The sequence below is a fragment of the Mycobacterium scrofulaceum genome (genome assembly GCF_002086735.1).
Taxonomy (GTDB): domain Bacteria; phylum Actinomycetota; class Actinomycetes; order Mycobacteriales; family Mycobacteriaceae; genus Mycobacterium; species Mycobacterium scrofulaceum.
In genome coordinates, this window is record NZ_MVIJ01000010.1 from 77,086 (window position 1) to 103,012 (window position 25,927).

Here is a 25,927-nt window from a genome sequence, read left to right on the forward strand (position 1 = left end):
CGCTATTATCACATTGTCAGTTTGTCGTTTCGGGGCGGCCCGGGCGCCGGGTTCGGGCAGTTGAACAGCCAATACGTCGAATTTCGGGCCACTTGCAGGGCGTTAGGAGAACCACATGCCGGTCGTGACCACGGGGCCACGCGCACTGGCAGCGCCAGCAGGTAGATCGCCCGGCCAGGGACCAAGTGCCCTCCCGAACGTAGGCGAAATACTCTTCGGCAGCGGGCCCGCCTCATTTCATACTTTAAGTATGTTCAGTCGCGGATTGCCGGCGTGTCGGTACGCCGCGTACGGCCTCCAGGGCTTGACGTGATCGATTTTGGCGCGTTCCCCCCGGAGTTCAACTCCGCGCGGATGTATGCCGGTCCAGGTCCGATCTCGCTGGTGGCCGCCGCGGTGGCCTGGGACAGTCTGGCCGCCGAATTGCATACCGCGGCAGCCTGTTACCGGTCGGTGGTCGCGGGGCTGACGAGCGGCCGCTGGCTGGGGCCTTCGTCGTTGACCATGGCGTCCGCGTTCGCGCCCTACATGGCCTGGACCGCCGGCGCGGCCGCACGGGCCGCCGAGGCGGCCGGCCAGGCCCGGCTCGCCGTCGAGATCTACGAGGCCGCCTTCGCGATGACCGTTCCCCCGCCGGCCGTCGCCGCGAACCGGGTCCAGCTCGCGACGCTGATCGCCACCAACTTCTTCGGCCAGAATTCGGCGGCCATCGCCGCGACCGAGGCCGAATACGGCGAGATGTGGGCGCAGGACGCCGGGGCGATGTACCAATACGCCGCCGGTTCGGCGGCCGCCTGCGAGGTGACCCCGTTCAGCCCCCCGCCGAACGTCACCGACCCGGCCGGTGTGGCCAGCCAGAGCAGCGCGGTCGCGCAGGCCGAGACCTTGACGGCGACGCATACGTCGCTGTCGAACGTGGTGTCCACGGTGCCCAACGCCCTGCACGGGCTTTCGTCGCCGATGACCGCCGGGACCGCCACCCTGACCGACGTCGCGGGAGGTGCGGGCAGCGCGGCCGGCACCGTGACCGATTCCGCCACTTCGTCGCTGATGTCGAGCCTCGTGTCCAGCGTGCCGAGCTCCATCCCCACCTACTTCATGGCCGCGGCGACGCCGCTGTACGGCATGTCCTCCATCCTCGGCATGGCTCAAACCGGGCAGGGCCTGGCGAACGGCGCGATGGCGGCCGCGAACGCCGCGGGCGCCGCCGCCTCGGGGGCCGCGAACGCGGCCGCGGGTGCGGCGAGCGCGGGCGCGGGCGCACTCGGCTCACTGGGATCCGGTGTGATCGGCAGCCTCGGCAGCGCGGCCTCCCTCGGCCCGCTTGCGGTGCCGGCCAGCTGGACCAGCGTGATCCCGGCGGCGCACAGCGCGGCCTCCGCATTGCCCACCATCAGCCTGGCCGGCGCCAACACGCCGCCCAGCATCATGGGCTCGCTGCCCCGCCTGGCCGCCGCGTCGGGCAAGAACCTCGGGCCCCGCTACGGGGTCATCCCGACCGTGATGACGCGCCCGCCGTCGGGCGGATACGCGTAGGCGAGCAGATGAACCCACACGAATCGATGGGCGCGCCCGGCGCGGAAAGGAGCGGTAGGTGAAGTACATGCCCACCCAGGTCGCCGGCGTGACGATCATCGACCTCGAACCGCAGTGCGACCACCGCGGCTTCTCTTCCCGGTCCTTCTGCGCCGACGAATTCGCCAGTCGCGGACTGGATTTCGACGTCACCCAGACGAACATCTTCTTCAACTACACCCGGGGCACGGTGCGGGGCCTGCATCACCGGGTGCCGCCCTACGGTCAGACCCAGCTGGTCCGCTGCACCCGCGGCGCCATCGCCGCCGTGGCCGTGGACATCCGCCCCGGCTCGCAGACCTACGGCGACCACGTGATGGTGGAGTTGAGCGCGGACAACCACCGGGCGCTGTTCCTGCCACCGTTCGTCGCGCACGGCTTCCAAACCCTGGTCGACAACACCGAAGTCAGCTACCAGGTCGGCGGCGCATCCGCGCCGTCCGATGAGCAGGGATTCCACTGGAACGACCCGGAATTCGGCATCGTGTGGCCGCTGCCGGTCACCGTGATCTCCGAACAGGACGCCAGTTGGCCCTCGCGAACGCCGAGCTTCACGCCGATCGAGAGGGCAGCGTCATGTCTAACCCCTTGACCACCCGGCAATTGGTGGATGTCGTGCACGCCGAACCAGGGCCGCGGAAGCGCAAGCCGGCCGCCGTGGCGTCGTTGCCGCAACACCGGCCCAGCGTTTTGCCGGTGACGCCCGTCCCTGCGCCCGCCGCCACCGGAAACGCCGGCAGGCGCTGGCAGCACCGGTATTCGCAGCACCTGCGCATCAGCGACTCGGTGATCGTGTGCGCGTCGATCGTGCTCGCGCAGTACGTCCGGTTCGGGGAAATCTCGAATACCTCGGGTTACCCGGACGTCGTGATGACCCTGTTCTCCTTCCTGTTCGCGGCGCTGTGGCTCTCGGCGCTGGCGGTCTTTCAAACGCGCTCACCGCGAGTCATCGGCGCCGGCATCGACGAGTACCGGCGGATCGGCAGCGCGTCGTTCTGGACGTTCGGCATCATCGCGATGGTGACCCTGCTGGCCAAGGTGGACCTGGCCCGTGGTTATCTCGCGATCGCCCTCCCCGTCGGGACGATGGGCCTGCTGGCGAGCCGCAGCCTGTGGCGCAAGCACATCGGCCGGCTGCGAGCGCAGGGCCAGTGCCAGACGTCGGTGTTGGCGATCGGAGACCGGCAGGCGGTTTCCCACCTCGCCCACGAGCTGGCCCGCAACCCGCTGGACGGTTACGTCGTGGTGGGCGTGTGCATCCCGGGCTACGGGCCGCCGCGGGGCAATGCCCTCACCATCGGCGGCCGCGCGGTGCCGATCCTCGGTGACGTCACCGACGCGGTAACCGCGATTCAGCGCTGCGGTGCGGACACCGTGGCGGTAACTCAGACCGATCACTTCGGGATGCATGGGATCCGAGAGCTGATGTGGCAGTTGGAGACGATGGACGTCGACGTCGTGGTGTCGCCGGGGGTGATGGACGTCGCGGAAGCCCGCCTGACTTTGCGGCCCACCGCGGGCATGCCCCTGTTGCACGTGGAGAAACCGCAATACGAAGGCACGCAACGCTTTCAGAAGCAGGTATTCGATTTCCTGTTCTCGCTGGCAGCCCTGATCGGCACGGCGCCCATCCTGATCGCGGCCGCCGTCGCCATCAAACTCACCAGCAAGGGGCCGGTGTTCTACCCGTCCGAACGGATCGGCATCGACGGCAAGCCGTTTCGGATGCTGAAGTTCCGGACCATGGTCGACGGCGCCGACACCCAGATCGACCACCTGCTGGCGCGCAACGAGGGCGCCGGCGGCGTGCTGTTCAAGATGCGCGAAGACCCGCGGGTCACTCCCGTCGGCAAGATCCTGCGCAGGTTCAGCATCGACGAACTCCCCCAGTTCATCAACGTGCTCAAGGGCGATATGAGCGTGGTGGGGCCCCGACCCCCGTTGCGCCGGGAAGTCGAAACCTACGACGGCGACGTCAAGCGGCGGCTGCTGGTGAAACCGGGCGTCAGCGGGCTGTGGCAGGTGAGCGGCCGATCAGACCTCTCGTGGGAAGAGTCGGTGCGGTTGGACCTGTCCTACGTCGACAACTGGTCGATGTCGGGCGACCTCATGATCGTCGCCAAGACGGTTAAGGCCGTTCTCACCAGTCACGGCGCATACTAGGGAGTCATGACCGAGCCGACGACGCCCGAGGCGATCGTCGGCTCGGTGCCGCTCTCCCGGATGGCGCACGCCTTCTCGATCCAACTGATCTGCCGCGCACTGGGAATGCTGGCCTCGGTGGTCTCGGTGGCGATGACCGCGCGCTACCTGGGTCCGGGGCGCTACGGCCAACTCTCCATCGCGGTGCTGTTCATCGCCATGTGGACCAGCCTCGCCGATCTCGGGATCGCCACCGTGATCGTGCGCCGCGTGACCTCGGGCCAGGGCGACCTCGAGCGCCTGGTGCGTGTGAACAGCGGCATGGCGCTGATCTACTGCGTTCCGCTCGCCCTGTTGGCGGCCGGGTCGGGCTTGCTCGTCTATCGCGACACCGACGTGCGGGTGATGCTCGTGGTGCTGTCGGGCGCGCTGCTGATGCAGACCATGACGACCCGCTTCGAGCCGGTGTTCCTTGCCACCGTGCGGTTCTCCGCGGTGGCCATCTCCGACGTCGCCGGGCGGCTGGGCGCGCTGGGCATGGTCGCCTTCCTGGTCGCCACGCGGGCGGACGTCATCTGGTTCGCTGTTGCCCAACTCATTCCGCCCGCCCTGCAGTTGCTGATCCAGGGCGCCGCGGCGATGCGGCACATCTCGGTACGCCCGGTCTTCGCACCACGCGAGGCCGCCGACCTGTTGCGGGAAAGCCTGCCGCTGATGGGGTTTCTGGTCGTCGGCCTGCTGTACTGCCGCGCCGACGGGGTGATCCTGTCCCTGCTGAGCACGCACGCCGAGGTGGGCGTCTACGGCCTGGCCTTCACGGTCGCGTTCAACACCATCGTGGTGTCACTGGTCTTCCTCAAATCGACGCTGTCGACGGCCACCGAGCTCTTCGCGCGTGACGTCGCCGCCTTCGCCGGGTTCCTGCGCCGCAGCGTGGAGTTGATGTACTTCGTGGCGGTCCCGGTCGCGGTCGTCGGTGCGCTGCTGGCCGGGCCGTTGATCGGATTGTTCGGCGACGAGGCCTTCGTGGCCCGCGGGACGCCGACGCTGGCGTTGCTGTTCGTCGCCGCCGCCCTGCGCTTCGTCAGCGGCACCCTGGGCCAGGGCTTGGTCGCCAGCCATCACCAGCGGATCCTGCTCTGGTTGACCGTGGCCACCCTGGTGCTCAACATCGCGCTCAATCTCGCCCTCGCCGGGCGCCTGGGCGCCGTCGGCCCCGGCATCGCGCTGGTGTGCACGGAGTTCTTCAACATGGTCTTCAGCAGCTGGTGGCTGCGCCGGCACTGCGGTTACCGTACGCCGGTGATGTTTGTGCTGCGGGTGCTGATACCGACCGCGGCCAGTGTTGCGGTGACGCTGCTGCTTTGGGGTCAGCACGTGGTCCTCGTTCTGGGGGTGGCCGCGGTCGCCTACCTGGCCACGAGCGCCGCGGCGGGTCCGCTGCGCTGGTCGGACCTGGCCGCCTTGCGCCGAAATCGGTTGGCGGCATGAAGCGTGAGTTGGACCGGCAATACCTGAAGGGCCCGGCCGGCGAGGCGACCGAACTGCCCTCGAGCCGACCGCTCGCGGTGCTGATCGTCTCCGACGACGGCCGCGACACGCTCGAGGTGTGCCTGGCCGGCGTCGCCGACCAGCTGCCCGGGCTGGCGGTCTACGTGTACGTCCACGACGACCATCCGAAGGTCCCCGCCGGGCACCCGGGGGTCCGGTGGGTCTGCGGAACGGCGAAAATGGGCTTCGCCGAGGCCCTTAACGCGCTGGTGGAGCACGCCCCGAGCGATGCCGACCTGCTGCTCCTCGACGTCAGGGCGCGGGTGCTGGGGCCGTTGACCCGTACCAGGGAGTTGCTGCGCCGGCCCCGCGTGGCCGCGGTCGCGCCGATGGCGCGGGACGACACGGCGCCCGGCTGGGCGCCGTGGGACACCGCGACCCGCCGCCGGACCCTGCTGCGCGAGCTGGCCACGGGTACGCCGTGCGGGCGGCGCGGCTCGCCGATCGCGCACCGCTACGCCCGCCGGCCCGCCGAATCGCGGGGCATCGACGGCGATCTGGACCCCGCCTGCCTGGCGATCAACCGCGCCGCGTGGAACGCCGTCGGGGGCCTCGACGAAGAATTCCTCCGTTTCGGCGCGGCGGCCGACTGGCAGGCGCGGGCCCGCGCGGCGGGTTGGCGGTTGCTCCTGGCCGACGAATTGGGCGTCGACCGCACCGGGCTCGACGACCGGGGCGCCACACCCGTCCGGCGCCGCCGCGAGCGCGACCTAAAGCGCGCCAATACCGCGCTGCTGCTGGAACACCAACACAGCGTGCACCATGCGGACGCCTATCTGGCCGCCACCACGCTGTTGCGCCGCGATAGGCGCGCCGGCCGGCGCGCAGACCTGCCCGCCATCGTGATCACCACCAACCGTCTGGTCTACGGCGGCGCCGAGCGGCAGAAGGCGCTGCTGGCAACGGAATTGGCTCGGCGTGGCTATCCGGTGACCGTCGTGTGCGTGCAGCGCTTCGGCCCGATGATCACCGAGATTTCGGACGATGTGCGGGTGGTGCGCCAGCCCTGGTGGGCGCCGGTCGTCGACATCCCCGACGGACCCGCGGTGCTCATCACCGCCGACACCAACACCGAGGCCGGATTCGCCACGCTGTGGCGGGCCAACGGTGCCGGCCGGCGCTGGTTGGTCGCTCCGCATGTCCCGCCCGAGGAGGACCGGCCCATCTACTCGCGGGCGCTGACCGCCGCCATGCGCCGCGCCGACGGGATCGTCGTTCTGGCGCAGCGACATTGGGACATGCTGGTCGCCCAGCACCGGCTCCGGGGGCGGCGATTCCTCGCGCCCAACGGCGTCGCGGTGGGCGGTGACCCGCCCGCCCGGGCCCGGCCACCTGGCGAGCCGGTGCATCTGGTCATGCTTTCGCGCATCGTGGAGCACAAGAACCCGCACCTGCTGATCGAGGCGCTCGGCGGCCTGCCCGATATGTCCTGGCGCTTATCGATCTTCGGCGACGGGCCGGATCGCGCGGCGCTGCAGGCGCGGACGCCCGCCGGCCTGCGCGATCGGGTGCACTGGCGGGGATGGTCGGCCGGCCCGGGACCCGCGCTGGCGGACGCGGACCTGCTCTGCGTTCCGAGCCGCTCCGAGGCCTTCCCGCTGGTGATCCTCGAGGCGATGGCCCGCGCGGTTCCCGTTGCGGCGTCGGCGATTTGCGCCGTGCCGGAGATGCTCGACTTCGGCAGGGCGGGATTTTTGGTCGAGCCCGTTTCGGTGGCGGGATGGCGGGACAGCCTGGCCGGGATCCTGGCCGACCCCGACGCACTGCCGTCGGTCGGGCGGCGCGGGTACGAGCGAATGCGCGAGCACTACACGGTGGAGGCGATGACCGACGCCTACCTCGACGCGATCAACGCGGTCTTGTGAACACGCCCCGGCGGCGGCTCTCGCGGCCGACCTACTCCGCGGAGCGCCGCAGGATCGTCGCCACCGTGCGGGGGGACGTCCTGTGCTGACCGAATCCGCCGTAGAGGAAGTACCTGGGCTCCACATAGATCCGGTCGATGTCGGTCGGCACGTCCGCGAAGTGCTCCGACAGCGCGGCGTCGATGAAGAACGCGTCGGAGCCGGAGTGGGAGTTGCAGCACACCAGGCGGTAGCCGAAGCGGTCGAACAGCGCGGCGTAACTGCTCAGCGACGCACCGAAGTAGTCGTCGGATTGCCACACATGGTCGGGGTCATAAGCGATCTGGAATTTCACCGGCGGAGGGAACTTACCGTTGTACTCGACGATGAACAGCGCGGGCCGGATGCCGTCGGACAGGAGTTTGTCCACCAGGTAGATGTCGTTGCCGTCCAGATCGAGGGAGATCACGTCGACCGTGATGGCATCGATCCGCTGCAGGCAGGACCGGCTCAGCGCAAGGACGTTCTCCGCGGTGACCCACGCCTTCTCGTACGTGAACCGCGGGTGGTCCTCGACGGCGACGGCCAGGTCCTGCCCCCCGACCCAGAAGCCCTTCCAACCCAGCGCGGCGAGGATCAGCGTGTTGTTCTCCGTGCCGTCGCCGACACCGAACTCCCCGAAAACGCCGTCGTCGAGCCGCCCGATGCGGCGCAGGATCTCCAGCGTTATCCCGTCCTCGTCGGTCGCCGAAAAGCATTTCTTGCCGGCGCGGTTGAGCGGGTTGGGATGGTTGGCCTTCAATGACTGGGAATGATCGAAAAGGACAAGATCTTTGAGTTGGTCCCGCGTGTCACTGCCGAGGATGCGCCGGATCTTCTGCCGGAGCGATTCTTTCGGCGGCGGTGTAGCGCTTCTGGGCATTGGAGCCTCAAACTATCACGGTAAGGGCCGCTCATCCCCCGCGTTGGTGAATAGCGGTGGTGCACAACGGCGGTCCGTGCCGAAATTGGGCACCGATTCGCTTGCCCGCCGCATCGGGCGTGCCGTAGGTTCTCCATTGTCCCGGTGTCTGCCTTGAGGGCGCGGGACACGCCCGGGAGGATTTGATAGGCGTGCTGTGCCGCATCTGCAGTTCCGCCACCAGTCTGGCGTTCACCCACCAGGTTCTCGCCAAATACGACTGCAAATACTACTTCTGCGACAACTGCGGCGGGCTGCAGACCGAGGAGCCGTACTGGCTGGACGAGGCGTATGCCAGCCCGATCGCGGCCGCGGACACCACCATGCTGTGGCGCAATCAGTATCTGGCGCGAGCGATGTCGGTGCTGCTGTACTTCCTCTTCGATCACCGCGGCCGGTTCCTCGACGCCGCCGGGGGCTACGGCGTCTTCACCCGGCTGATGCGGGACATCGGCTTCGACTACTACTGGACCGACAAGCACTCCCCCAACCTGACCGCGCAGGGATTCGAGGCCGACGCGGGTCCCGGACCGCCCTACACGGCCGTCACCGCCTTCGAGGTGATGGAGCATCTCACCGACCCGGTCGGGTTCGTCGCCGAGTTACTCGAGACGACGGGCAGCGACACCATCGTCTTCACGACCGAACTCTTCGACGGCGCGCCCCCTGCTCCGGGGGAATGGATGTACTACGCGTTCGCCACCGGGCAGCACATCACCTTCTATCAGAGATCGACGTTGGAGCTGGTCGGAAAGCGACTCGGCCTGGCGTTCCACACCTCCAAAACGCGGTGGTGGCAGCTCGGGGGCATGGGGCTGCACATCTGGACGCGGGCGAAGATCAATCCGCTGGTGTGGCGGTTGCTCGCCTCCCCCCGCATCACCGGACTCCTCGAGGGCGTGCCACGACGCGCGCTCGAGACCCGGATGTGGACGGACGCCGACGTCTTCCTGCAAGCCGGCAACGAACCATGAGATCGCCTCGGGTGCTGTGGCTTTCACCCTGGACGCGACCGGCGGTGCGGGTGCAGGCCGAGGGACTGCTGCGGCGCGGCGCCGACGTGTTGCTGGTGACCTCCGACCGGCACCCGGAGTCGGACGCCGCCCGTGATTACGAGTTGGTGCTCGACCCGCGGTTCAAGACCGCCGCGAGCTGGCCGCCCACCTGGAAAGCCTGGCGCCGCATCCGCCGATACCGACCCGACGTCGTGATCGCCGAGATCGTCCGTGACCCGCGCTGGATCGCACTCGCCGGGCGGGTTCCCCGCATCCAGGTGGTGCACGACGACCGGCCGCACGACCCCGGCGAACAGGTGCCCCCCTACGAACGCGCGGTCTTCGACCGGTGGGGCGCCCGGTCCGCGGCCACCATCACCTACAGCCGGTACGTCGCCGCGGCCGTCGCGAACCGCCGCGACGTCGCAGGCACGCCCGTGCATGTCGTGCCGCTTGCCAGTGACATTGACCCACAACGGGTCCCACCGTTCGTCGGTCCCGGCGGGCGCCACGACTTCGTGATGTTCGGCCGGCTCAACCCCTACAAGAACGTCGAGGTCGTCCTCGAGGCGTGGCAGCGCCACATCGTGGGCGGCGGCTGGCGCGGCGACAACCTGGTCCTCATCGGCGACGGGCCGCTGGACGCGGCCGCCCTGCCCAAACACACCCGCTGGCGCACCGGCAGCTACCGCTACGCCGACGTCATCCCGACCTTGGCCGCGGCGAAAGGCTCGATCTCCCACTACCGGCGGGCGTCCCAAAGCGGCGTTCAGGTGCTCTCGATGCAGCTGGGGGTGATGCCGATCGTGTCCACCGCGGGCGGCCTGCCCGAGTACCAGCCACCGGGTTGCCCCCCGATCGGCGTCGACGACGTCGCCGGGCTCGCCGCCGCCTTCGACGTGCTGGCGGACCCGTCCGTCGCGGCGCGGCGCGGCGCCGAGGCCGCACGCCACTACGCGCAGCACTGCGATGTCGACATCGTCGCGCAGCGCTTCCTGGAAGTGATCGCCGAGGTGCTGGCCGGCCGGCGCTGATCCGGTCACGCGATCCTGGAATCGCCCTGGCCGCAAGGCTTTCGGGCCCGCGCCAGGCGTTCGGCGAGCCGGACGCCGAGCGCGATGCCCACCAGGGTCGGGTTGGCCTGGCTCGACGTCGGCAGCACCGACGTGCTGGCGACGTACAGTGCGCGCACGCCGTGGACCTGTAGGTCCGCGTCCACGACACCGCCGTCCGGCGTGCGCGACATGCGCGTCGTTCCGGCCTGGTGATAGCCCGCGTGGCCGGCCAGGAACTCGCGTACCGCGCCCTCGACGTCGTCGGTCAGCCATTCCACGCTGCCCGCACCGTGGCGGCGGAGGTGCTCGTCGATCGCGGCGATGGCCGTCCGCACGCTCTCGTAGTCGGCGTCGGAGAAGTGGATGTGGGTGCGGATCCGGCGCATGCCCAGGGCGTCGCGGTCGTCGGCGAGCTCCACCCGGCTTTCCCAGTGCGGGAGGTGCTCGCCGTGGTAGTGCAGCAGGTACCGATTGTCGGCGCTGCGCACGAAAAAGCCCGGCGCCTTGCGGCCCCTGCGGAAGAACCGGGCATAGGAGAAGGTGAGCGCGAACCGCAGCGACGGAAACAGGTCCCGCACGATGTTGCGCAGGTGCGCAAGGATTTGCGGCCGGCCGTCCGTCTGGGTGTGCTTCAAGCGGATGGCCTCGGCGAGCAGGAAGCGGCCGACCGGGGAGATCAGCGTCAGGTAGACGCCGGACAGGATCCCGCTGCCGTGGCGCGGGTCGCTGATCGGCGGATTGACCAGCCACACAGCGGCATTCGGCATTCCCGCCGCGCGCTGCAGGCGCGGGTCGAAGGTGAATCGCCGCCGTACGTACACCCCGTCGTCGTCGCGCTCGTAGCCGTAGATGACCTGATCGGTGCCGAACCGCACCCGCGCGACCCGGCCTTCGACGTGGGACATGTACCAGCGTCCGAGGTGACCGCCCGCGTTTCCCAGGCCCGCCGGATGGTGGCGGTCGGACGCGAGCAGCAGGCGGGTCGCCTCCAAACCTCCGGTCGCGACGACGTAGTCCGTCGCGACCACGCTGCCCCCGCGGCCGTCGAGTGTCTTGACGACCAGGCGGTCGACGGCGTCACCGGCGGGCGTCGTCACGATTTCGGTGCAGGTGAGGCCGGTCCACAGGGTGAGCGAGGGGGCGTCGCGCAGCGCGGCCCGATACTCGCTCCCGAAGCGAGTCGGCAGGGCCCAGCGCTCGAGATCGGTTGTGCGCACGTCGCCGTCGGGGAGCCCGGCCACCATCTCTCCGTGAGCAAGCTCCGGGATGTCGCCGGCGTTGAACGCCGCCCGCCCGCACGCCGCCCATGCGCAGGCCCGTTGCAGGTACGGCTCGACGTCCGCGTAGCCGATCGGCCAGGGCGCCTGCGCGGTGAGCGGGCGGTCCTCGAAGTCGATCGGGTCGAATGGGACGCAGCGGCCGCCCCAGAGCGCCGTGGTCCCGCCCACCTGGCGGCGGATCATCAGCTCACCGCTCGCATGGAGATCGTCGTCCTGCCGTGCGCTCAGCGTCGACAGCCGCTGGGCCGCGAGGTCTTCGCGCTGCGAGCCGCTTTCGATCAGCGCCACCCGGACGCCGGATCGGGCGAGTTCGAGCGCCGTCGCGATGCCGATCGCGCCGGCCCCGACGACCGCGACGTCGGTCCGGATCGTCGCGTTGGGGGCGAAGTCGCGCGGCCCGCGGATCACGCGGCGGCACCCCCGCGCAGCTCCGCCGCCAGGGCCAGGAACCGCGCCAGGGTCCCCGGCTCGGGCGGCGCCGACACGGCGGCGGCGGCTTCGGCGACCCGCCGCGGGTCGGTGCTGCTGTAAAGGATTGCGCGGCAGCCGGTTGCGGCGGCGGAAGCCGAGAGGATCAGCCTGGGCAGCAGCCCGGGCGCGAGCGGATCACACTGCAGTGCCTCGCGCCAGCGATCCGCCAAGCCCGCGTCCGCCCGCAGCGCCGCGGTGAGTATGGCGCAGGGTCGTTGCAGCACGCCGAACGCGAGGTCCGCGGGGCGCGGGGCAGGGCTGAGCAGGTCGGCGCGCACCTGGCTCACGCCCTCGGGGGCGAACGCCGCGGCGAAATCCACTTCGAGCCCCTCGTCCTGCGATACGCCCCAGGCGCGAATCTTGCCCTGCCGGCGGGCGCTTTCGAAGAATTGGCGCAGTTCACCGCTCGCCACGGTGTCCCCCGGGCGCGGGCCGTGCACGAACAGGATGTCGACGTAGTCGACGCCCAGCGCCGTGAGGCTCTCGTCGAGGCTGCGGGCCGCACCCGCCGCGTCGTACACGCGGGCGGCCTCGGGTGCCGCCTGCCGACGCTTGACGGTGCGCCGCAACGCCGGCGCCCTGCGCAGCAGGGCCCGCGCCGGGGCCTGAAACCGGCCGAGGCGCCGGGCCACGCCGCCGACGTCGATGCCGAACTTGGTTGCGACGGTGACGGTGTCGCGCGGGACGGTCCGCAGGAACGCGCCCAGCTCCGCCTCCGCCATGCCGAGGCCGTACATCCGTGCGGTGTCGAAGTGCGTGATGCCGTTGTCCACGGCCGCGCCCAGCACGGCCATCCGTTCCCGGCGGGACGGCGACTGCATCAGGCCGCCGCATCCGAAGCCGACCGCGCTCACCCGCAGCCGCGGTCCCGCGAGCTCAACGCGCTCCAACACCGCAGCCCTCGTAGATCCGGCGCAGCTCGGCGTCGATGACGTGCGGGCTGCGCGTCGCCGCGATGTGTTCCTGACCCCGCCGCCCGTCGCGCTCGGCGAGGTCGGCGTCGCGCAGGTAGCGCCCGATCGCCGCCGCCAGCGCGGGCGCGTCACCGACGGGGACGAGCATGCCGGGGCCCGAAGCGATCTCGGCCGTTCCTCCGACCGGGGTCGCCACGAACGGTCGCCCGCCGGCGAGGGCCTCGGTCAGGATCATCGGCATTCCCTCGGCGAACGACGGCAGCGTCACCACCCGGACCGAGCGCAGCAGGTCACGGACCGCGTCCGGATGGACCGGCGGCTCGACGGTCATCCGCTCCGTCGGCGGCGGGGTGTAGTCGTCGACGACACCGACTATGCGGCAACGCCCTTCGATCCCCTCGGCGAGGAGCAGCCGCCACGCCGCGACGAGCGTGTCGACGCCCTTGCGGCGACCGATGGTGCCCGCGAACAGCACGACCGGCGGTGTCGAGCCGGCTCCCGGCGCGTCCCGGTCGATGGCGACCGGGTTGGCCACCACCGACGCCGGCACCGCCGGCGCCACCCACTTCACGGCGGCGCGGGCCTCCTCGGACAGGACGATGACGTGGTCCGCCTGCGCCAGGATTTCGCCGACGAAACGGGGGTGCGACCGGGAGAACTTGGGAAAGTCGGAGCCGTGGATGGTGACGACGACCCGGAAGCCGCGCGCCCGCGCGAACCGGATCAGCGGTCCTTCCCGCAACCAGGCGCCGCCGTTCGACATGTGGAAGTGCACGATGTTCGTGCGCGGGGCACGGGCCAGCGCCGCCGCCGCGCGCGCCGTGAGCCAGAGGTTCTTGGCGTGGTGACGCCCGTTCCACGTCGACAGGACGCGGACCTCGTCGGCGCCGATGCGGTTGTCGCGGATCACCCGGATGACCGTTTGCGTTCCGCCGAAGCTGTACATGTCGGGCCCGACGTGAATGACCGAGATCATCCGCCGGCCACGGCGGCCGGTGCCCGCGCACCGTCGGCGCCCGCGTGGCCCGCTTCGGAGTTCCTGCGCCGCAGGCCGGCGAAGCCCATCGCCGTTCCGAGCGCCAACCCCAACGCCAGTGCGTCCATGGGCATTTCGGGCAGCGGCCAGACGGCGGAGATCGCCAGCAGGCCGGCGCAGACCGCGGCGCTGATCTTCGCGGGCGCCGTGGCGCAGCGCAGCGCCGCGACGATCGGCGTCAGCGCGATCCACGCGAACGCCGCCATGCCCACGGCCCCGGCCTTGGCCAGCCACCATTGGTAGAACAGGTGAGAGTAGGTGGGGCCCAGCGTCCAGGCGAAGGCCTTCGGATCGTTGCCGGAGGGCAGCTGATAGGCGTAGCCCAGGCCGTGGCCGAACACCGGTGCCTGCTCGATCGCGGCGTTGAGTCGGGCGACTTCCCGCAGCCTGTCCAGGGTCGATTCGTCGGTCTCGAGCGCGCTCACCGAGACCCCACCGAACACCCGCCGGTTGAAGGCGGTGAACTGATCGCTGAGCCACGATCCCGCCTCCGAATGCTGCAGCAGGAACAGCGATGCCGGCAGGATCAGCACGGCCACGCCCGCGCTGACCGCGGCGACCATGGCCGAACGGCGCAGCGCGCGCCAGCTGACGTTGGCGAAGAAGGCGACGGTCGCGCCCACCGCAACGGCGATCAGGGTGTTGCGGGAGAAGGCCAGCAGCGAGATGACCAATGCGGGCGGGCCGAACGCGAGATACGTCGCGGGCCGGACCCGGCCGATGATCGAGGCGGCGACCAGTGCGGTCAACGCGGCGGTGGCCGGCGTCTGGGTGGACAGCACGATCCGCAGGGCCTGACCGGCGCCGGTCGCCCCTCGCAGGCTCTCGGCCCGGCCGGCCAGCCGGATGGCATGCAACGAACTGAAAATCGCCATGCCCGCCGAAAACCACAGCGTCACGACCATCACGCGCATGCAGAACTTCAGGTAGCCGCCGTACACGATCAGCAACGCCAGCACGAACCCGACGACCATCTCGATCAAGGTCGTCGCTTCATGCAGGATCATCGTCGCGTCGTGGCCCATCTGGAACCCGACGACGGTGAAGTACAGGACCGTGAGCGCGAACATGGCCGGCAGCAGGAAGTCCTTCGACCGCGGCCGCACGATCGGGATCAGGTAACAGATCGCCAGCACGGCGACCACCTGGTACGCGTAGATCGCCACCGGCCCAATCACTTTGCCGACGTGCAGACCTGCGGGGAGCGCGGCGAACGCCAGGAACAGCGTTACCCCCGCCAACCCCTCGCGCTTCACCCAGTAGACAACCAGGCAGAAGGTCGCGGCGATCAGCAACGCCCCCTCGGTGGTCCGCCGCACCGCCAGCACGCCAAAGATGAAGCAGCCGAACAGGAATAGCGCCAGCAGGACACCATCCACCGCCAGGCGGGGGCGACCGGGCAGGTAGGGAATCACGCCGGGCCGCCGACCTTTGCCCGGTAGGTCTTGGCGGCGGCCCTGATGTGCAGCGACGGCCGGGCGTCGGTCAGGACGGTGCCGACGACGTCAGCGCCGGCCGAGCGCAGGGCGGCCAGCGCGTCGTTGAGCTCGTCGACGGTGGTCCGGCGCGCCCGCACCACCAACACCGTGGCCGACACCGCGCCGGCCAGCAGGCCGCTGTCGGCCGTTGCCAGAACCGGCGGCCCGTCCACCACGATCCGATCGAAACGGGACGACAGGTCCAGCATCACCCTGTCGATCACCTCGGGCAGAAACGCGCTGCAGGGCGGGGTTTCGCGGCGCGCGGACCGCGACGCCAGGACGAACAGCTTGGCGATCGGGGTGGGCTTGACGGCTTCCGCGGCGATGTCGGGGTTGGCCAGCGCGTTGGCCAGTCCCTCCCCCGACTCGACCCGCAGCAGGCCGGCGATCACGTGCCGGCGCGTATCGCCCTCGACCAGGAGCACGTCCTCACCGATTTCGGCCAGCGCCAACGACAGGTTCAGCGCCGTGGTCGTGGTCCCCTCCCCGCCGAACGGCGCCGTCACCAGCACCCGGCGCGCCTCGGGGCCCACCGCCCTGAGCAGCCGGGCGCGCAAGCCCCGCACGGCGTCGTCGAGGGCGGAGTCGACGCCGAACCTCGGGGTGTTGCCGCGCCTGCCGGGCAACTCCGCCAAAGTGGGCAGGCCCGAAAGCTGTTCCAGCTTCTCCCGGGAGCGCACCGTGCGGTCGTTGGCCTCGCGGGCCACCGCCACCGCGATGGCCAGCAGGATCCCGGCGATGAAGCCCATCGCCATGTTGCGCACGGGCACCGGGGTCACGGCGTGATCGGGCACCCGCGGGGCCTCCACCACCCTCGCCCTGGCCACCGGCATGGGTTTGGCCGCCGGCTGGCCGGGCGTCTCCGAGGGTTGGGGGCCGGGCGGATTCGGCTCGCCGGTGTCGGGCCGCACGCCGGGCGTCACCGGCACGGGCCGGCCGTTCGGGCCCGTCGTCGCGCCGAGGGTCGGCACCAGCGCGGCGAACTGATCGGCCATCGCGCCCGCCAGCGCCGCGGCGCGGTTCGGGTCGGTGTCCTTGACGGAGATCGTGAAAAGCTGGGATTTGGCCGTGTATTTCACCTGGGTCTGGGTCACCAGCGCGTCGGCGCTCATCGGGACCTGCAGCTGATTGACCGCGCGCTCCGCCACCGTCCGGCCGCCGGCTATCTGCGCGTAGGAGGACAACCGTTCCTGCGCGGTCAGCGTGCCGTTGTACAACTCGGTGAGGTCGGTGGCACCGGGGAAGGAGATCAGGATGGTCGCCGACGATTGGTAGTGCTTGGTCTGCAATGCCGTGACCGCCGCGGCACCGATCGTGCACGCCAGCAACGCCCCCAGGGCCAGTTTCCAATGCGTGAGCAGAGTCCGGACGAAGGTGCGGAAATCCATCCACTAACCTCTCTGGGCCGACGCCATGCCAATGGCGCCGAATTGATTTGCTTTGCACCGGCCGCGCAAAGCTCGGTGCAGCACATTATGCAGCATCTCCGTGCAGCACAGTCCCAATCGCAATGAGTTGCCGGGTGCCCGATCAAGGCGTTTGCTGGCGCGCACGATCACTGGCCGGGTGCGGTGGTCAGCGCGTCGCGCCCGATGTCGAGCGCGGCCAGCGGGTACCCCCCCGATTCGTCGCGTCCGGAGCGGGCCAGCCGCATGGGGGGATAGTCCACCACGTGCGAGGCGGTCGGCTTGTGCTGCTGCCACTCGACGCGGGCGCGCAGCGTGTAGTGCCCCGGCGCCAGCCCCGCCAGGTCGACGGCCACGGATTCGGTGAACGACGCCGGGGCCGGCTGGTTACCGGAGCTGTCGGGGGACGGCACGAGCTTGTCGAGGGCCACGGCCGTCGGCAAGGTCCGGACCACCGCGCCCGAGAAATCCACCAGTTGATAGCCGGGCGCCCACTTCTCGATTGCGGCGGCGGCGCCGTAGTTGGTCCAGACCACCGATAGTGTCGCCACGCGATCGCGAAACGATGGCGACCCCGGCCGCGCTTCCACGGAGTAGCGGTAGCCGGCCGCGACGTTGGCCTGCGCCCACACCAGGTATAGGGCCGGGTCCATCGGGGTGGCCGAATCCACGGCGGGGAAGTTGAAACTCGACGTCATCGACACGTGATATTTGACGACGTCGCGCAGGCCCTTTTCGTAGTAGGACCGCGGGCTGGTTCCCTCCGGCAACTGGCACCATTCGGTGATCACCAGGGCCGAGGCCAGCCGCTCTTTCAGCTGGGCCACCAGCGGGTCTTTGGTGTGCACGTAGTACGAGCCGTCCGATTCCGCCCAGACGGGCAGCGGCGCGTAGACGCCGAGGCAGTCCGAACGGATGCCCACGGGCGCGGACAGCTTCTTGGTGACGTCGTCGGCGAGCAGCTCGCGCACGATTTCCGGGTTCAGCGCGGTGGTCACCAGCCGGGTGTGGCCGAAGGCACTCACGTTCGCCGCGACGAGCTGACCGATGGAGGCTTTCGTGATGCTCTGATCGCGAAACTGACTGTAGTAACCCAGCTTTGCGATGCTCTGCTCGGGTGAGGGGCCCGGGGCGCCCAACGTGTCCCGGAGATAGGCGATGTGGTTCTCGCTGAAGTCCCCGTAGCCGGAGAACTCGAAAACGCTGAGCCGCTCGTCGCCGTCGTAGCGGCGGCCCAGCGCGGCGAGCAGCTGCCCGAAGGCGCTCAGGTAGGCGGGGTCGTTCCAGTTCGGCACCACGTGCGTCAGCCCGGGCGTCCACCAGTATCGTTGCGGCCCCGTGTAGCTGGTGGACGCGAAGCGCATCCAGTCGGGAATGGCGATGTTCGTGTTGTTCGCATAGGTGGTGTCGCAGCAGGAGTTGTAGGCGAACACGCGAAGCGTGAGCCGCATGTTGCGACCGGCCAGCTTGGCCAGCGCGTCGTCGATGACGCTGAAGTCGAATCTGCGGTCGTCGGGGGCGTCGGGGGGCAGGGTGGTCGGATCGGTGGGCTGCAGTTGCCGCCACGACACGCGCAAGCTGGCGTCGTAGGACCCCGGCCACGCCGGGTACCGCCGCTGGGCCGGATTGCCTTGCGGGAAAAGCGGCATCATCAGGTCTTCGTATTGGCCGCGCAGCGGATTCGCGATCTCCTGCACGTTCGGCGGTATGGCGGGGCTGGCCACGGTGGACAACGGATCGGGGCCGCCGGGCCCGCCGCATCCGCTCACCACCAACGCCGCGCACGCGACGATCACCGCCACGCTTGTGCTCAATGTTCGGGCCATCGGTGCGATGCTAGATGGAGCCCGTCGGCAGCGCCTTGCGGTCGGCCAAAAACGGCATCGGCAGCCAGCGCGTGGACAGCAAGGCTTCCATGGCATCGGCGGGGACGGGGCGCGACAACAGGAAGCCCTGCGCCCGGCGACACCCGTGCTGGATCAAAGTCATTGCGGCGTCAGGCGTTTCGACACCCTCGGCGACGACTTCCAGGCCGAATGCCTCGGCCAGCCCGATGATGGCGCGCACGATCGCCAAATCACCGGCGTTGTTGCCCAAGTCGCGGACGAACCCGGTGTCGATCTTGAGCATGTCGACCGGCAGGGATTTCAGGTGCGACAACACCGCATACCCGGTGCCGAAGTCGTCGATGGCCAGTTGAACGCCGACTTCCTTGAGCTCCGCCAAGGTCTTTCGGGTGGTGTCGATGTCATGCACCACGGCGCGCTCGGTGATCTCCAGGCACACCGAACCGGCGTCGAGGCCGAACTCCTCGATGGTGCCGGCGACGTCGCGCACGAACCCCCGCGTGATGAGCTGGATGGGCGACACGTTGATCCGCATGACCGCTCCCCGCCCGACGCCGTCGGCCTGCCAGCGACTGAAATCGGCGCACGCGCTGCGCATCACCCACCGGCCCAACTCCATCGCCAGGTTGGTCGATTCGGCGATCCCGATGAACGAGTCGGGCAGCAGCAGCCCCCAGATCGGGTGTCGCCAACGCACCAGTGCCTCGGCGCCCACGATGGCGCCGGTCGAGAGGTCGACCTCGGGCAGGTAGTGCAGCATCAAGGCTTCGCTGTCGATGTCGCCTTGCAGGTGCAGTTCGATGTCGTTGCGGAACGCGCGTTTGAGGGACATGTCGTCGGTGGACACCGCGATCTGGTTACCGCCGGAACGTTTCGCCGTCAGCACCGCCTCGTCGGCGCGACGGAGCAGGTCGGTGCAGTTGTCCCGCCCCGGGACACCCACCGCCAGCCCGATGCTGACGGTGCGGCTGATCACGTGGCCGCCGATGGCCAGCCGCTCGCACAGCATCGCGGAGAGGCGGCGGGCGAGCGACTCCGCCGCCTCCGGCGACATCGGCTGGTCGGGGACGACGACGAACTCGTCACCGCCCAGCCGGGCGATCGTGCAGTTGGGTGCGCAGATCCGGATGCGTTGTGCGAAGACGCGGATGAACCAGTCGCCGGCGGTGTGGCCGAGGTAGTCGTTGATCGGCTTGAGCCGGTCGAGGTCGAGGTACATCACGGCGACCGGACCGGGTTGCCCGGTCACGAGCCGTTCGGTCAGGTGCGCGACCAGGGCGCGACGGTTGTAGAGGCCGGTCAGATCGTCGTGCTCGGCCAGGTAGCGCAGCTTCTCCTCGGCCGCGATGCGGGCCTGCACCTGCGCGAACAGCGCGGCGACCGCCTCGAGCGTGTTGATCTCGTCTTGCTCCCACTTGCGGGCGCCGAACTTGACGAAGCCGAGGAGCCCGGTGGTGGTCTCGCCCGAGACCAGCGGGGCGGCGGCCACCGAGGGGGAGGCGGCCCCTTTGGTTGCGCCCACCCTGCGCCGGAAATAGCGTTTGGACTGCGCGGGCCGGATCACCACGGGTTTCCGGCCGTGCCCGCACTGCGCGAGGACCGACTCGGCGATGTCCAGCTGGGCGAACGCGGTCGGATCCGGGTCCGCGGCGTCCGTCCGGGCCGGCCACTCGGCGACCAGCGCGGAAGCGCGGGTGTGCGGGTCGAGGTGCCGCAGGAAGCTGGCGTCCACGTCGAACTGCTCGACGAGCTGCGCCAGCACCTTTTCACTGACCCGGCCGGCCGAGGCCGCCGTCGCCTCCATCAGCTGTGTCGCAACGGAGGTGACGACCAGGTCCAGACTGCGCGGCACGGTCTCCTCCGACAAGGGCATCCGTCTCATCCGGACGGTCAGCGCGCTGACGGCTGGCCGCTCGGGCGACGGTCTGGATGGCGAATCGCGGGTTCATGCGGACCCGGGCAGGTCACGGTGGGTATGGCCAGCAAAAGGTATCACGCACGACCCGTCCGATCAGGGCGAACGAACAACATCTGGCGCCGGCCGGCCGCTCCTCATCGGGGCGTCACTGACCGTTGGCCGACGCCGCGTCGCTCGCGATGTCGAGGGTGGCTATCGGATACAGCCCCGAGCCGTCGCGACCGTCGCGGGCCAGTGCCATCGGCGCGTAGTTCACCACATGGGAGGCGCCCGGCTTGTGTTGCTGCCAGTCCACCGACGCGCGCAGCGTGTAGTGCCCCGGCGCCAGGCCCGTCACGTCGACGTGCACCGACTCGGTGGACGACTCCGGGACCGCCTCCTCGCGCGACTGGCTGGAGTCGTCGTGCACCAGCGTCTTGAGATTGACCGTAGCCGGGATGGTCCGGACCACCGCGCCCGAGAAGTCGACCAGCTTGTAGCCGGGCGCCCAGTGCTCGGAGGCCGCCGCGGAACCGTAGTTCGTCCAGACGACGGAGATGGAAGCCACCTTGCCCTGAATGGACTGCGAGCCGGGCTTGGCCTCGACCGAATACCGATAGCCCGCGGAGGTGTTCGCCTTCGCCCAGACGAGGTACAGCTTGTGATCCATCGCCGACGTCGAGTCCCGGTCGGGGAAGTTGGCGCTCGACGTCATCGACACGTGGTACCTCACGACGTCGTGCAGGGCCTTCTCGTAGTAAGACCGCGGGTCCGTCCCGTTCGGCAACCGGCACCACTGGCTGATCACCAGCGCCGAGGTGAACCGCTGCTTGACCGTGTTGACGACGGCGTCGTTGAACCGCACGTAATGCGAGTCGCCGGACTCGGCCCATTCCGGCATGGGCGACTGCACGCCAAGGCAATCCGCCCGGATGCCGACCGGCGCGGGCAGCTTCTTCGTCACGTCGTCGGCGAACAACTCGCGGACGATTTCCGGGTTGTCGGCGGTGACCACCAATTGCGTGTGGCCGAACGCGGCGACGTTGGCGGCGACCAGCTGCCCGATGGACCCTTTGGTGATGCTCTGGTCGCGGAACTGGCTGTAGTACCCCAACTTCGCGACGCTGTCGTCCGGCGTGGGTCCCGGCGCACCGAGTGCGTCGCGCACGTAGGCGAGGCTGGTCTTGCCGAAATCGCCGTAGCCGGAGAACTCGAAAACGCTGAGGCGCTCGTCCCCGTCGTAGCGGCGCCCGAGCGCGGCGAGCAGCTGCCCGAAGGCGTTCAGGTACGCGGGGTCGTTCCAGTTCGGCACCACCTGCGAGGCCCCCGGCGCCGATCCGTTCGGCGCCGCGGGATAACCGGTGGCCGCGGGCCGGACCCAGTCCGGGATCGCGATGTTGGTGTTGTCCGGGTAGGAATCGCCGCAACAGGACTTGTAGGCGTACACGCCGAGGACCAGCCGCATGTTGCGGCTGCCGACCTTCGCCAGCGCGTCGTCGATCACGCCGAAGTCGAACTTGCGGTCGTCGGGAGCGTCGGGCGGCAGCGTGCGCGGGTCGACGGGCTGCAACTGCCGCCACGAGACCCGCAGGCTGGCGTCGTAGGACGCGGGCCAGGCGGCGTACCGCTGTTGTGCGGGATTGCCTTGCGGGAAAAGCGGGTTCAAGCCTTCCTCGTACTGGCCGCGCAGCGGGTTTCCGATCTCCTGGGCGGTGGGCGGGATGGCCGGGCTGACCATCGCGGACAGCGGCCCCGGGTCGCCGTTGCCGCCGCATCCACTCAGCACGAGCGCCGTGCACAAGACAGCGGCCAGCGCGCTCTTCTTCGTCCTCACGGTTGCTTCTCCCAACACACACCGATGAACACTGAAGTGGCCCCATACTGCCTGGGTTGTCTGGTGCGTGTATCCGACGCGGGGCAGATCACGAATTGGCGTAGCGCAGCCTAGCACGCACGGCGCGGCCGGCCCCCGGCTCGACGACGTGCGCTCATCGGGGCGGGCGGCAGCCTTGGTGAGACGGGTCACAATGTGGGCGGGCCTGTCACGCGCGACGAGTCCGCGGTGTCTCGAGGGCATCAGGCCCGTGAGAACAGGAGACAGCAATGACCGAGGTGGCCCCGCAGAAAACTCATGTCGTCGTCGTCGGAGGCGGATACGCCGGCACCCTGGCCGCCAACCGCCTACGGCAGCGTCCGGACATCGACATCACCCTGGTGAACCCTCGCCCCGTGTTCGTCGAGCGGATCCGCCTGCACCAGTTGGTCGCCGACACCGGCGCCGCGACCGCCGACTACGCGACGCTGCTCGGCGACGGTATCCGGTTGGTCGTCGACGCCGTCGACCGCATCGAGGCCACCGCCCGGCGCGTGCTGCTGTCCTCGGGCGCAGAGCTCGACTACGACTACCTGATCTATGCGGTGGGCAGCACCGGCGCCACACCGGCGGCCGTGCCCGGGTTCGCGGACTTCGCCTACGCGATAGCCGACCTGGAAAGCGCGCAGCGGTTGCGCTACGCGCTGGCCGACCTGCCGATGACCGCGCCGGTCACCGTCGTCGGCGGCGGGCTGACCGGCATCGAGACGGCTGCCGAACTGGCCGAGCGGGGCCGCCAGGTGACCCTGGTGTGCGGCGCCGCGCTGGGCCCGTCCCTGAGCAGGCGGGGCCGCCGCTCGGTCGCCAAGCGGCTGCGCGGCTTCGGCGTCAACGTGCTGGAGTCCGCGACGGTGACCGAGGTGCGCTGGGACGCGGTGGTGCTGGACGACGGCGCCGTGCTGCCGAGCGCGGCGACCATCTGGACGGCCGGGTTCGCCGTGCCCGACCTGGCCGCGCGCAGCGGCCTGAGCACCGACGCGCTGGGCCGGCTACTCACCGACGAGACGCTGACCAGCGTCGACAACCCCTACGTCGTCGCGGCGGGTGACGCCGCCGCGCCGTCGGGGCAGCCCCTGCGGATGAGCTGCCAGGCCGCCGGGCCGCTGGGTGTGCAAGCCGCCAACACCGTGCTGAGCCGCATCGCCGGGACCGCCCCGGCCCTGCTCGACCAGGCCTTCGTCGGTCAATGCATCAGCCTGGGCCGCACCTACGGCACGGTCCAGCTGTCGCGCACCGACGACACCCCGGTGAACCTGGCGCTGGGCGGCCGGACCGGCGCGTCCATCAAGGAGGCCATCTGCAAGGGAACGGTGTGGGCCATCCGGCGCGAGGCCGCCAAGCCCGGCTCCTACCTCTGGCTCAAGGGCGGCAAGCGGCCCGCGCAGGCGCGGACCGAGGGCGCGCTGCGATGACGCGCCCGCCGGCCGGCGGCGAGCACGCCGAACGGTTCACCGTGCTGCGGCCGCTGCTGTTCACCATCGCCTACGAGATGCTCGGCTCGGCCACCGAGGCCGACGACGTGCTGCAGGACAGCTACCTGCGGTGGGCGGCGGTGGACATGTCGACGGTGCGCGACACCAAGTCGTATCTGGCCCAGCTGGTGACCCGGCAGGCCCTCAACGCGCTGCGCGCCGGCGCGCGCCGGCGCGAGGATTACGTGGGGCCGTGGCTGCCCGAGCCGCTCCTGCTCGACGAGCACGACGCCTCGACGGATGTGGTTCTGGCCGAATCGATTTCGATGGCGATGCTGGTCCTGCTGGAGACGCTGAGCCCCGACGAGCGGGCGGTGTTCGTGTTGCGCGAGGTGTTCGGATTCGACTACGGCGAGATCGCCGAGGCGGTCGGCAAACCGGCGCCGACCGTGCGGCAGGTGGCCCACCGGGCGCGCGAACACGTCCGGGCGCGGCGCAAGAGGTTCGACGCGACCGACCCGCAGCGCAACGCGCGGATCACCGCCCAGTTCCTCGAGACGGCCGCCGGCGGTGACGTGGAGACGCTGGTGACCATGCTCGCCCCCGACGCCACCTGGACGGCGGACAGCGGCGGCAAGGTGTCCGCGGCGCGCCGGCCGGTGGTGGGCGCCGAGCGGGTGGCGCGGGCCATCGTCGGCCTGATCCGCAAGGCGTCGGAGCTCGCCGAGTTCCGCGTCGACCCGGTGACCTGCAACGGCGCCCCCGCCGTGCTGCTCTACCTTGCCGATCACCTCGAGGGGGTGATCACGCTGGAGATCGCCGACGACAAGATCACCAACTTCTACGTGACGCGCAACCCGGACAAGCTGGTGGCCCTGGCGACCTCCCGCGACGTCAGCCGCGGCTAGCCGACCGCGCTTCTGTCAAGCTGGGGCGGTGCGTATCGACCGGATCGGCGACCTCGGCGCCGCCCCCGCGGTGCTGCGTGCCGTCGGTGACGCGACGGCACGCCTCGGCCTGCCCCCGCCGGCCGCGCTGACCGGCGACTGGTTCGGCGCGCTCGCGGTGATCGCCCCGAGCGTGCCGGCGCAACCGGTCGATCCCGGCGCCGCCTTCGCGGTCCCACTGGGCGCGCAACCGGACGACTCGCCGGCGGTGGGCGGCGGCTGGATCGGTTACCTCTCCTACCCGGACGCCGGCGCCGACGGCCGGCCCAACCGGATCCCCGAAGCCGCGGGCGGGTGGACGGACTGCGTCTTGCGCCGCGACCGGGACGGCCACTGGTGGTACGAAAGCCTGTCCGGCGCGCCGATGCCGGGCTGGCTGGCCACCGCGCTGGCCACGGCGCCGCCGGAGCGCGACTGCCGGATCGACTGGGGCACCGCCGACCGGGCGGCGCACCGCGCCGGGGTGCTGGACTGCCTCGAGGCCATCCGCGCCGGCGAGGTCTACCAGGCGTGCGTCTGCACGCACTTCACCGGGGCGGTCACGGGTGCCCCGCTGGATTTCTTCGCCGACGGCATCGCCCGCACCTCCCCGGCGCGCGCGGCCTACCTCGCCGGGCCGTGGGGCGCGGTGGCGTCGCTGTCCCCCGAGCTGTTCCTGCGCCGGCGCGGCACGCTGGTGACGTCCAGCCCGATCAAGGGCACCCTGCCCCTGGACGCGTGGCCGTCGGCGTTGCGGGCGTCGGCCAAAGAAGTGGCCGAGAACATCATGATCGTCGACCTGGTCCGCAACGACCTCGGCCGGGTGGCGACCGTCGGCACCGTCACGGTGCCCGAGCTCCTGGTGGTGCGGCGCGCCCCCGGCGTGTGGCACCTGGTGTCCACCGTGTCGGCGCGGGTTCCCGTCGAACTGCCGACGTCGGCGCTGCTGGACGCCGCCTTCCCGCCCGCGTCCGTCACCGGGACACCCAAACACCGTGCCCGCCAACTGCTTTCGCAGTGGGAGCCGCACCGTCGCGGAATATACTGCGGCACAATCGGTCTGGCTTCCCCCGTGGCGGGATGCGAACTGAACGTCGCCATCCGCACGGTCGAATTCGACGCCGCGGGTGGCGCCGTGCTGGGTGTCGGCGGAGGGATCACGGCCGATTCCGACCCCGACGCCGAATGGGCCGAATGCCTGCACAAGGCGTCTCCCATCGTGGGACAGCCACGCATCGCGGCCGCGTTCTCGGGCCGCTGA

The 25,927-nt window shown here is 70.2% G+C and carries 19 protein-coding genes; 10 read left to right on the forward strand and 9 right to left on the reverse strand.

What is annotated here, in order from left to right; all coding sequences use genetic code 11:
- Positions 1-309: 309 nt before the first annotated feature.
- Genes BST44_RS09125 through BST44_RS09145 form a run of 5 tightly spaced genes read left to right on the forward strand, consistent with a single transcriptional unit; the run spans position 310 to position 7,133 of the window.
- Positions 310-1,536: a PPE family protein gene (locus tag BST44_RS09125; RefSeq protein WP_083176753.1), complete on the forward strand. Its 1,227-nt coding sequence runs from the start codon at positions 310-312 to the stop codon at positions 1,534-1,536.
- Between the two features lie 58 nt (positions 1,537-1,594).
- Entirely contained in the window at positions 1,595-2,167 is a 573-nt protein-coding gene (locus BST44_RS09130; RefSeq protein ID WP_083176755.1) for a dTDP-4-dehydrorhamnose 3,5-epimerase family protein, read from the forward strand.
- The gene (locus BST44_RS09135; RefSeq protein ID WP_142274425.1) at positions 2,152-3,738 is read left to right on the forward strand and encodes a sugar transferase; all 1,587 of its coding nucleotides are present in this window, start codon (positions 2,152-2,154) and stop codon (positions 3,736-3,738) included. The genes BST44_RS09130 and BST44_RS09135 overlap by 16 nt, the downstream gene beginning before the upstream one ends.
- Before the next feature lie 6 nt (positions 3,739-3,744).
- On the forward strand, positions 3,745-5,208 hold the full coding sequence (locus tag BST44_RS09140) for an oligosaccharide flippase family protein (protein ID WP_083176756.1): 1,464 nt from the start codon (positions 3,745-3,747) through the stop codon (positions 5,206-5,208).
- Positions 5,205-7,133, forward strand: coding sequence for a glycosyltransferase (locus BST44_RS09145; RefSeq protein WP_083176758.1), 1,929 nt, complete (start codon positions 5,205-5,207; stop codon positions 7,131-7,133). Before BST44_RS09140 ends, BST44_RS09145 begins: the two co-directional genes overlap by 4 nt.
- A gap of 31 nt (positions 7,134-7,164) precedes the next feature.
- On the opposite strand, the gene BST44_RS09150 is transcribed toward BST44_RS09145, so the two are convergent.
- Positions 7,165-7,914 carry a hypothetical protein gene (locus BST44_RS09150; protein WP_244184762.1) on the reverse strand — a complete coding sequence of 250 codons (750 nt, stop codon included), beginning with the start codon at positions 7,912-7,914 and terminating at the stop codon, positions 7,165-7,167.
- A 311-nt stretch (positions 7,915-8,225) separates the two neighbouring features.
- Here BST44_RS09150 and BST44_RS09155 point away from each other — a divergent pair, with 311 nt between their 5' ends.
- Complete coding sequence (locus BST44_RS09155; RefSeq protein ID WP_083176762.1) at positions 8,226-9,047, forward strand: class I SAM-dependent methyltransferase; 822 nt, start codon at positions 8,226-8,228, stop codon at positions 9,045-9,047.
- Complete coding sequence (locus tag BST44_RS09160) at positions 9,044-10,102, forward strand: glycosyltransferase family 4 protein (protein WP_083176764.1); 1,059 nt, start codon at positions 9,044-9,046, stop codon at positions 10,100-10,102. The genes BST44_RS09155 and BST44_RS09160 overlap by 4 nt, the downstream gene beginning before the upstream one ends.
- Positions 10,103-10,107: 5 nt before the next feature.
- Here the strand turns inward: BST44_RS09160 and BST44_RS09165 are convergent, their stop codons facing one another.
- From BST44_RS09165 to BST44_RS09200, 8 genes are all read right to left on the reverse strand, one after another.
- On the reverse strand, positions 10,108-11,811 hold the full coding sequence (locus tag BST44_RS09165; RefSeq protein WP_083176766.1) for a GMC oxidoreductase: 1,704 nt from the start codon (positions 11,809-11,811) through the stop codon (positions 10,108-10,110).
- Entirely contained in the window at positions 11,808-12,734 is a 927-nt protein-coding gene (locus BST44_RS09170; protein WP_083176857.1) for an aldo/keto reductase, read from the reverse strand. Before BST44_RS09170 ends, BST44_RS09165 begins: the two co-directional genes overlap by 4 nt.
- Positions 12,735-12,750: 16 nt before the next feature.
- Positions 12,751-13,764, reverse strand: coding sequence for a glycosyltransferase family 4 protein (locus tag BST44_RS09175; protein WP_083176769.1), 1,014 nt, complete (start codon positions 13,762-13,764; stop codon positions 12,751-12,753).
- On the reverse strand, positions 13,761-15,239 hold the full coding sequence (locus BST44_RS09180) for an O-antigen ligase family protein (protein WP_083176771.1): 1,479 nt from the start codon (positions 15,237-15,239) through the stop codon (positions 13,761-13,763). Before BST44_RS09180 ends, BST44_RS09175 begins: the two co-directional genes overlap by 4 nt.
- Positions 15,236-16,693 carry a tyrosine-protein kinase domain-containing protein gene (locus BST44_RS09185; protein ID WP_083176773.1) on the reverse strand — a complete coding sequence of 486 codons (1,458 nt, stop codon included), beginning with the start codon at positions 16,691-16,693 and terminating at the stop codon, positions 15,236-15,238. The genes BST44_RS09180 and BST44_RS09185 overlap by 4 nt, the downstream gene beginning before the upstream one ends.
- A 167-nt stretch (positions 16,694-16,860) precedes the next feature.
- Complete coding sequence (locus tag BST44_RS09190; RefSeq protein ID WP_083176775.1) at positions 16,861-18,537, reverse strand: hypothetical protein; 1,677 nt, start codon at positions 18,535-18,537, stop codon at positions 16,861-16,863.
- Positions 18,538-18,547: 10 nt separating this feature from the next.
- Positions 18,548-20,410, reverse strand: coding sequence for a putative bifunctional diguanylate cyclase/phosphodiesterase (locus BST44_RS09195; RefSeq protein WP_083176858.1), 1,863 nt, complete (start codon positions 20,408-20,410; stop codon positions 18,548-18,550).
- A gap of 211 nt (positions 20,411-20,621) precedes the next feature.
- On the reverse strand, positions 20,622-22,256 hold the full coding sequence (locus BST44_RS09200) for a hypothetical protein (protein ID WP_083176859.1): 1,635 nt from the start codon (positions 22,254-22,256) through the stop codon (positions 20,622-20,624).
- A gap of 302 nt (positions 22,257-22,558) precedes the next feature.
- Here BST44_RS09200 and BST44_RS09205 point away from each other — a divergent pair, with 302 nt between their 5' ends.
- The 3 genes from BST44_RS09205 to BST44_RS09215 are packed head-to-tail and all read left to right on the forward strand — an operon-like array spanning position 22,559 to position 25,927.
- Positions 22,559-23,740 carry an NAD(P)/FAD-dependent oxidoreductase gene (locus BST44_RS09205; protein WP_083176777.1) on the forward strand — a complete coding sequence of 394 codons (1,182 nt, stop codon included), beginning with the start codon at positions 22,559-22,561 and terminating at the stop codon, positions 23,738-23,740.
- Positions 23,737-24,648 carry an RNA polymerase sigma-70 factor gene (locus BST44_RS09210; RefSeq protein ID WP_083176779.1) on the forward strand — a complete coding sequence of 304 codons (912 nt, stop codon included), beginning with the start codon at positions 23,737-23,739 and terminating at the stop codon, positions 24,646-24,648. The genes BST44_RS09205 and BST44_RS09210 overlap by 4 nt, the downstream gene beginning before the upstream one ends.
- Positions 24,649-24,676: 28 nt before the next feature.
- Entirely contained in the window at positions 24,677-25,927 is a 1,251-nt protein-coding gene (locus BST44_RS09215; RefSeq protein ID WP_083176780.1) for an aminodeoxychorismate synthase component I, read from the forward strand.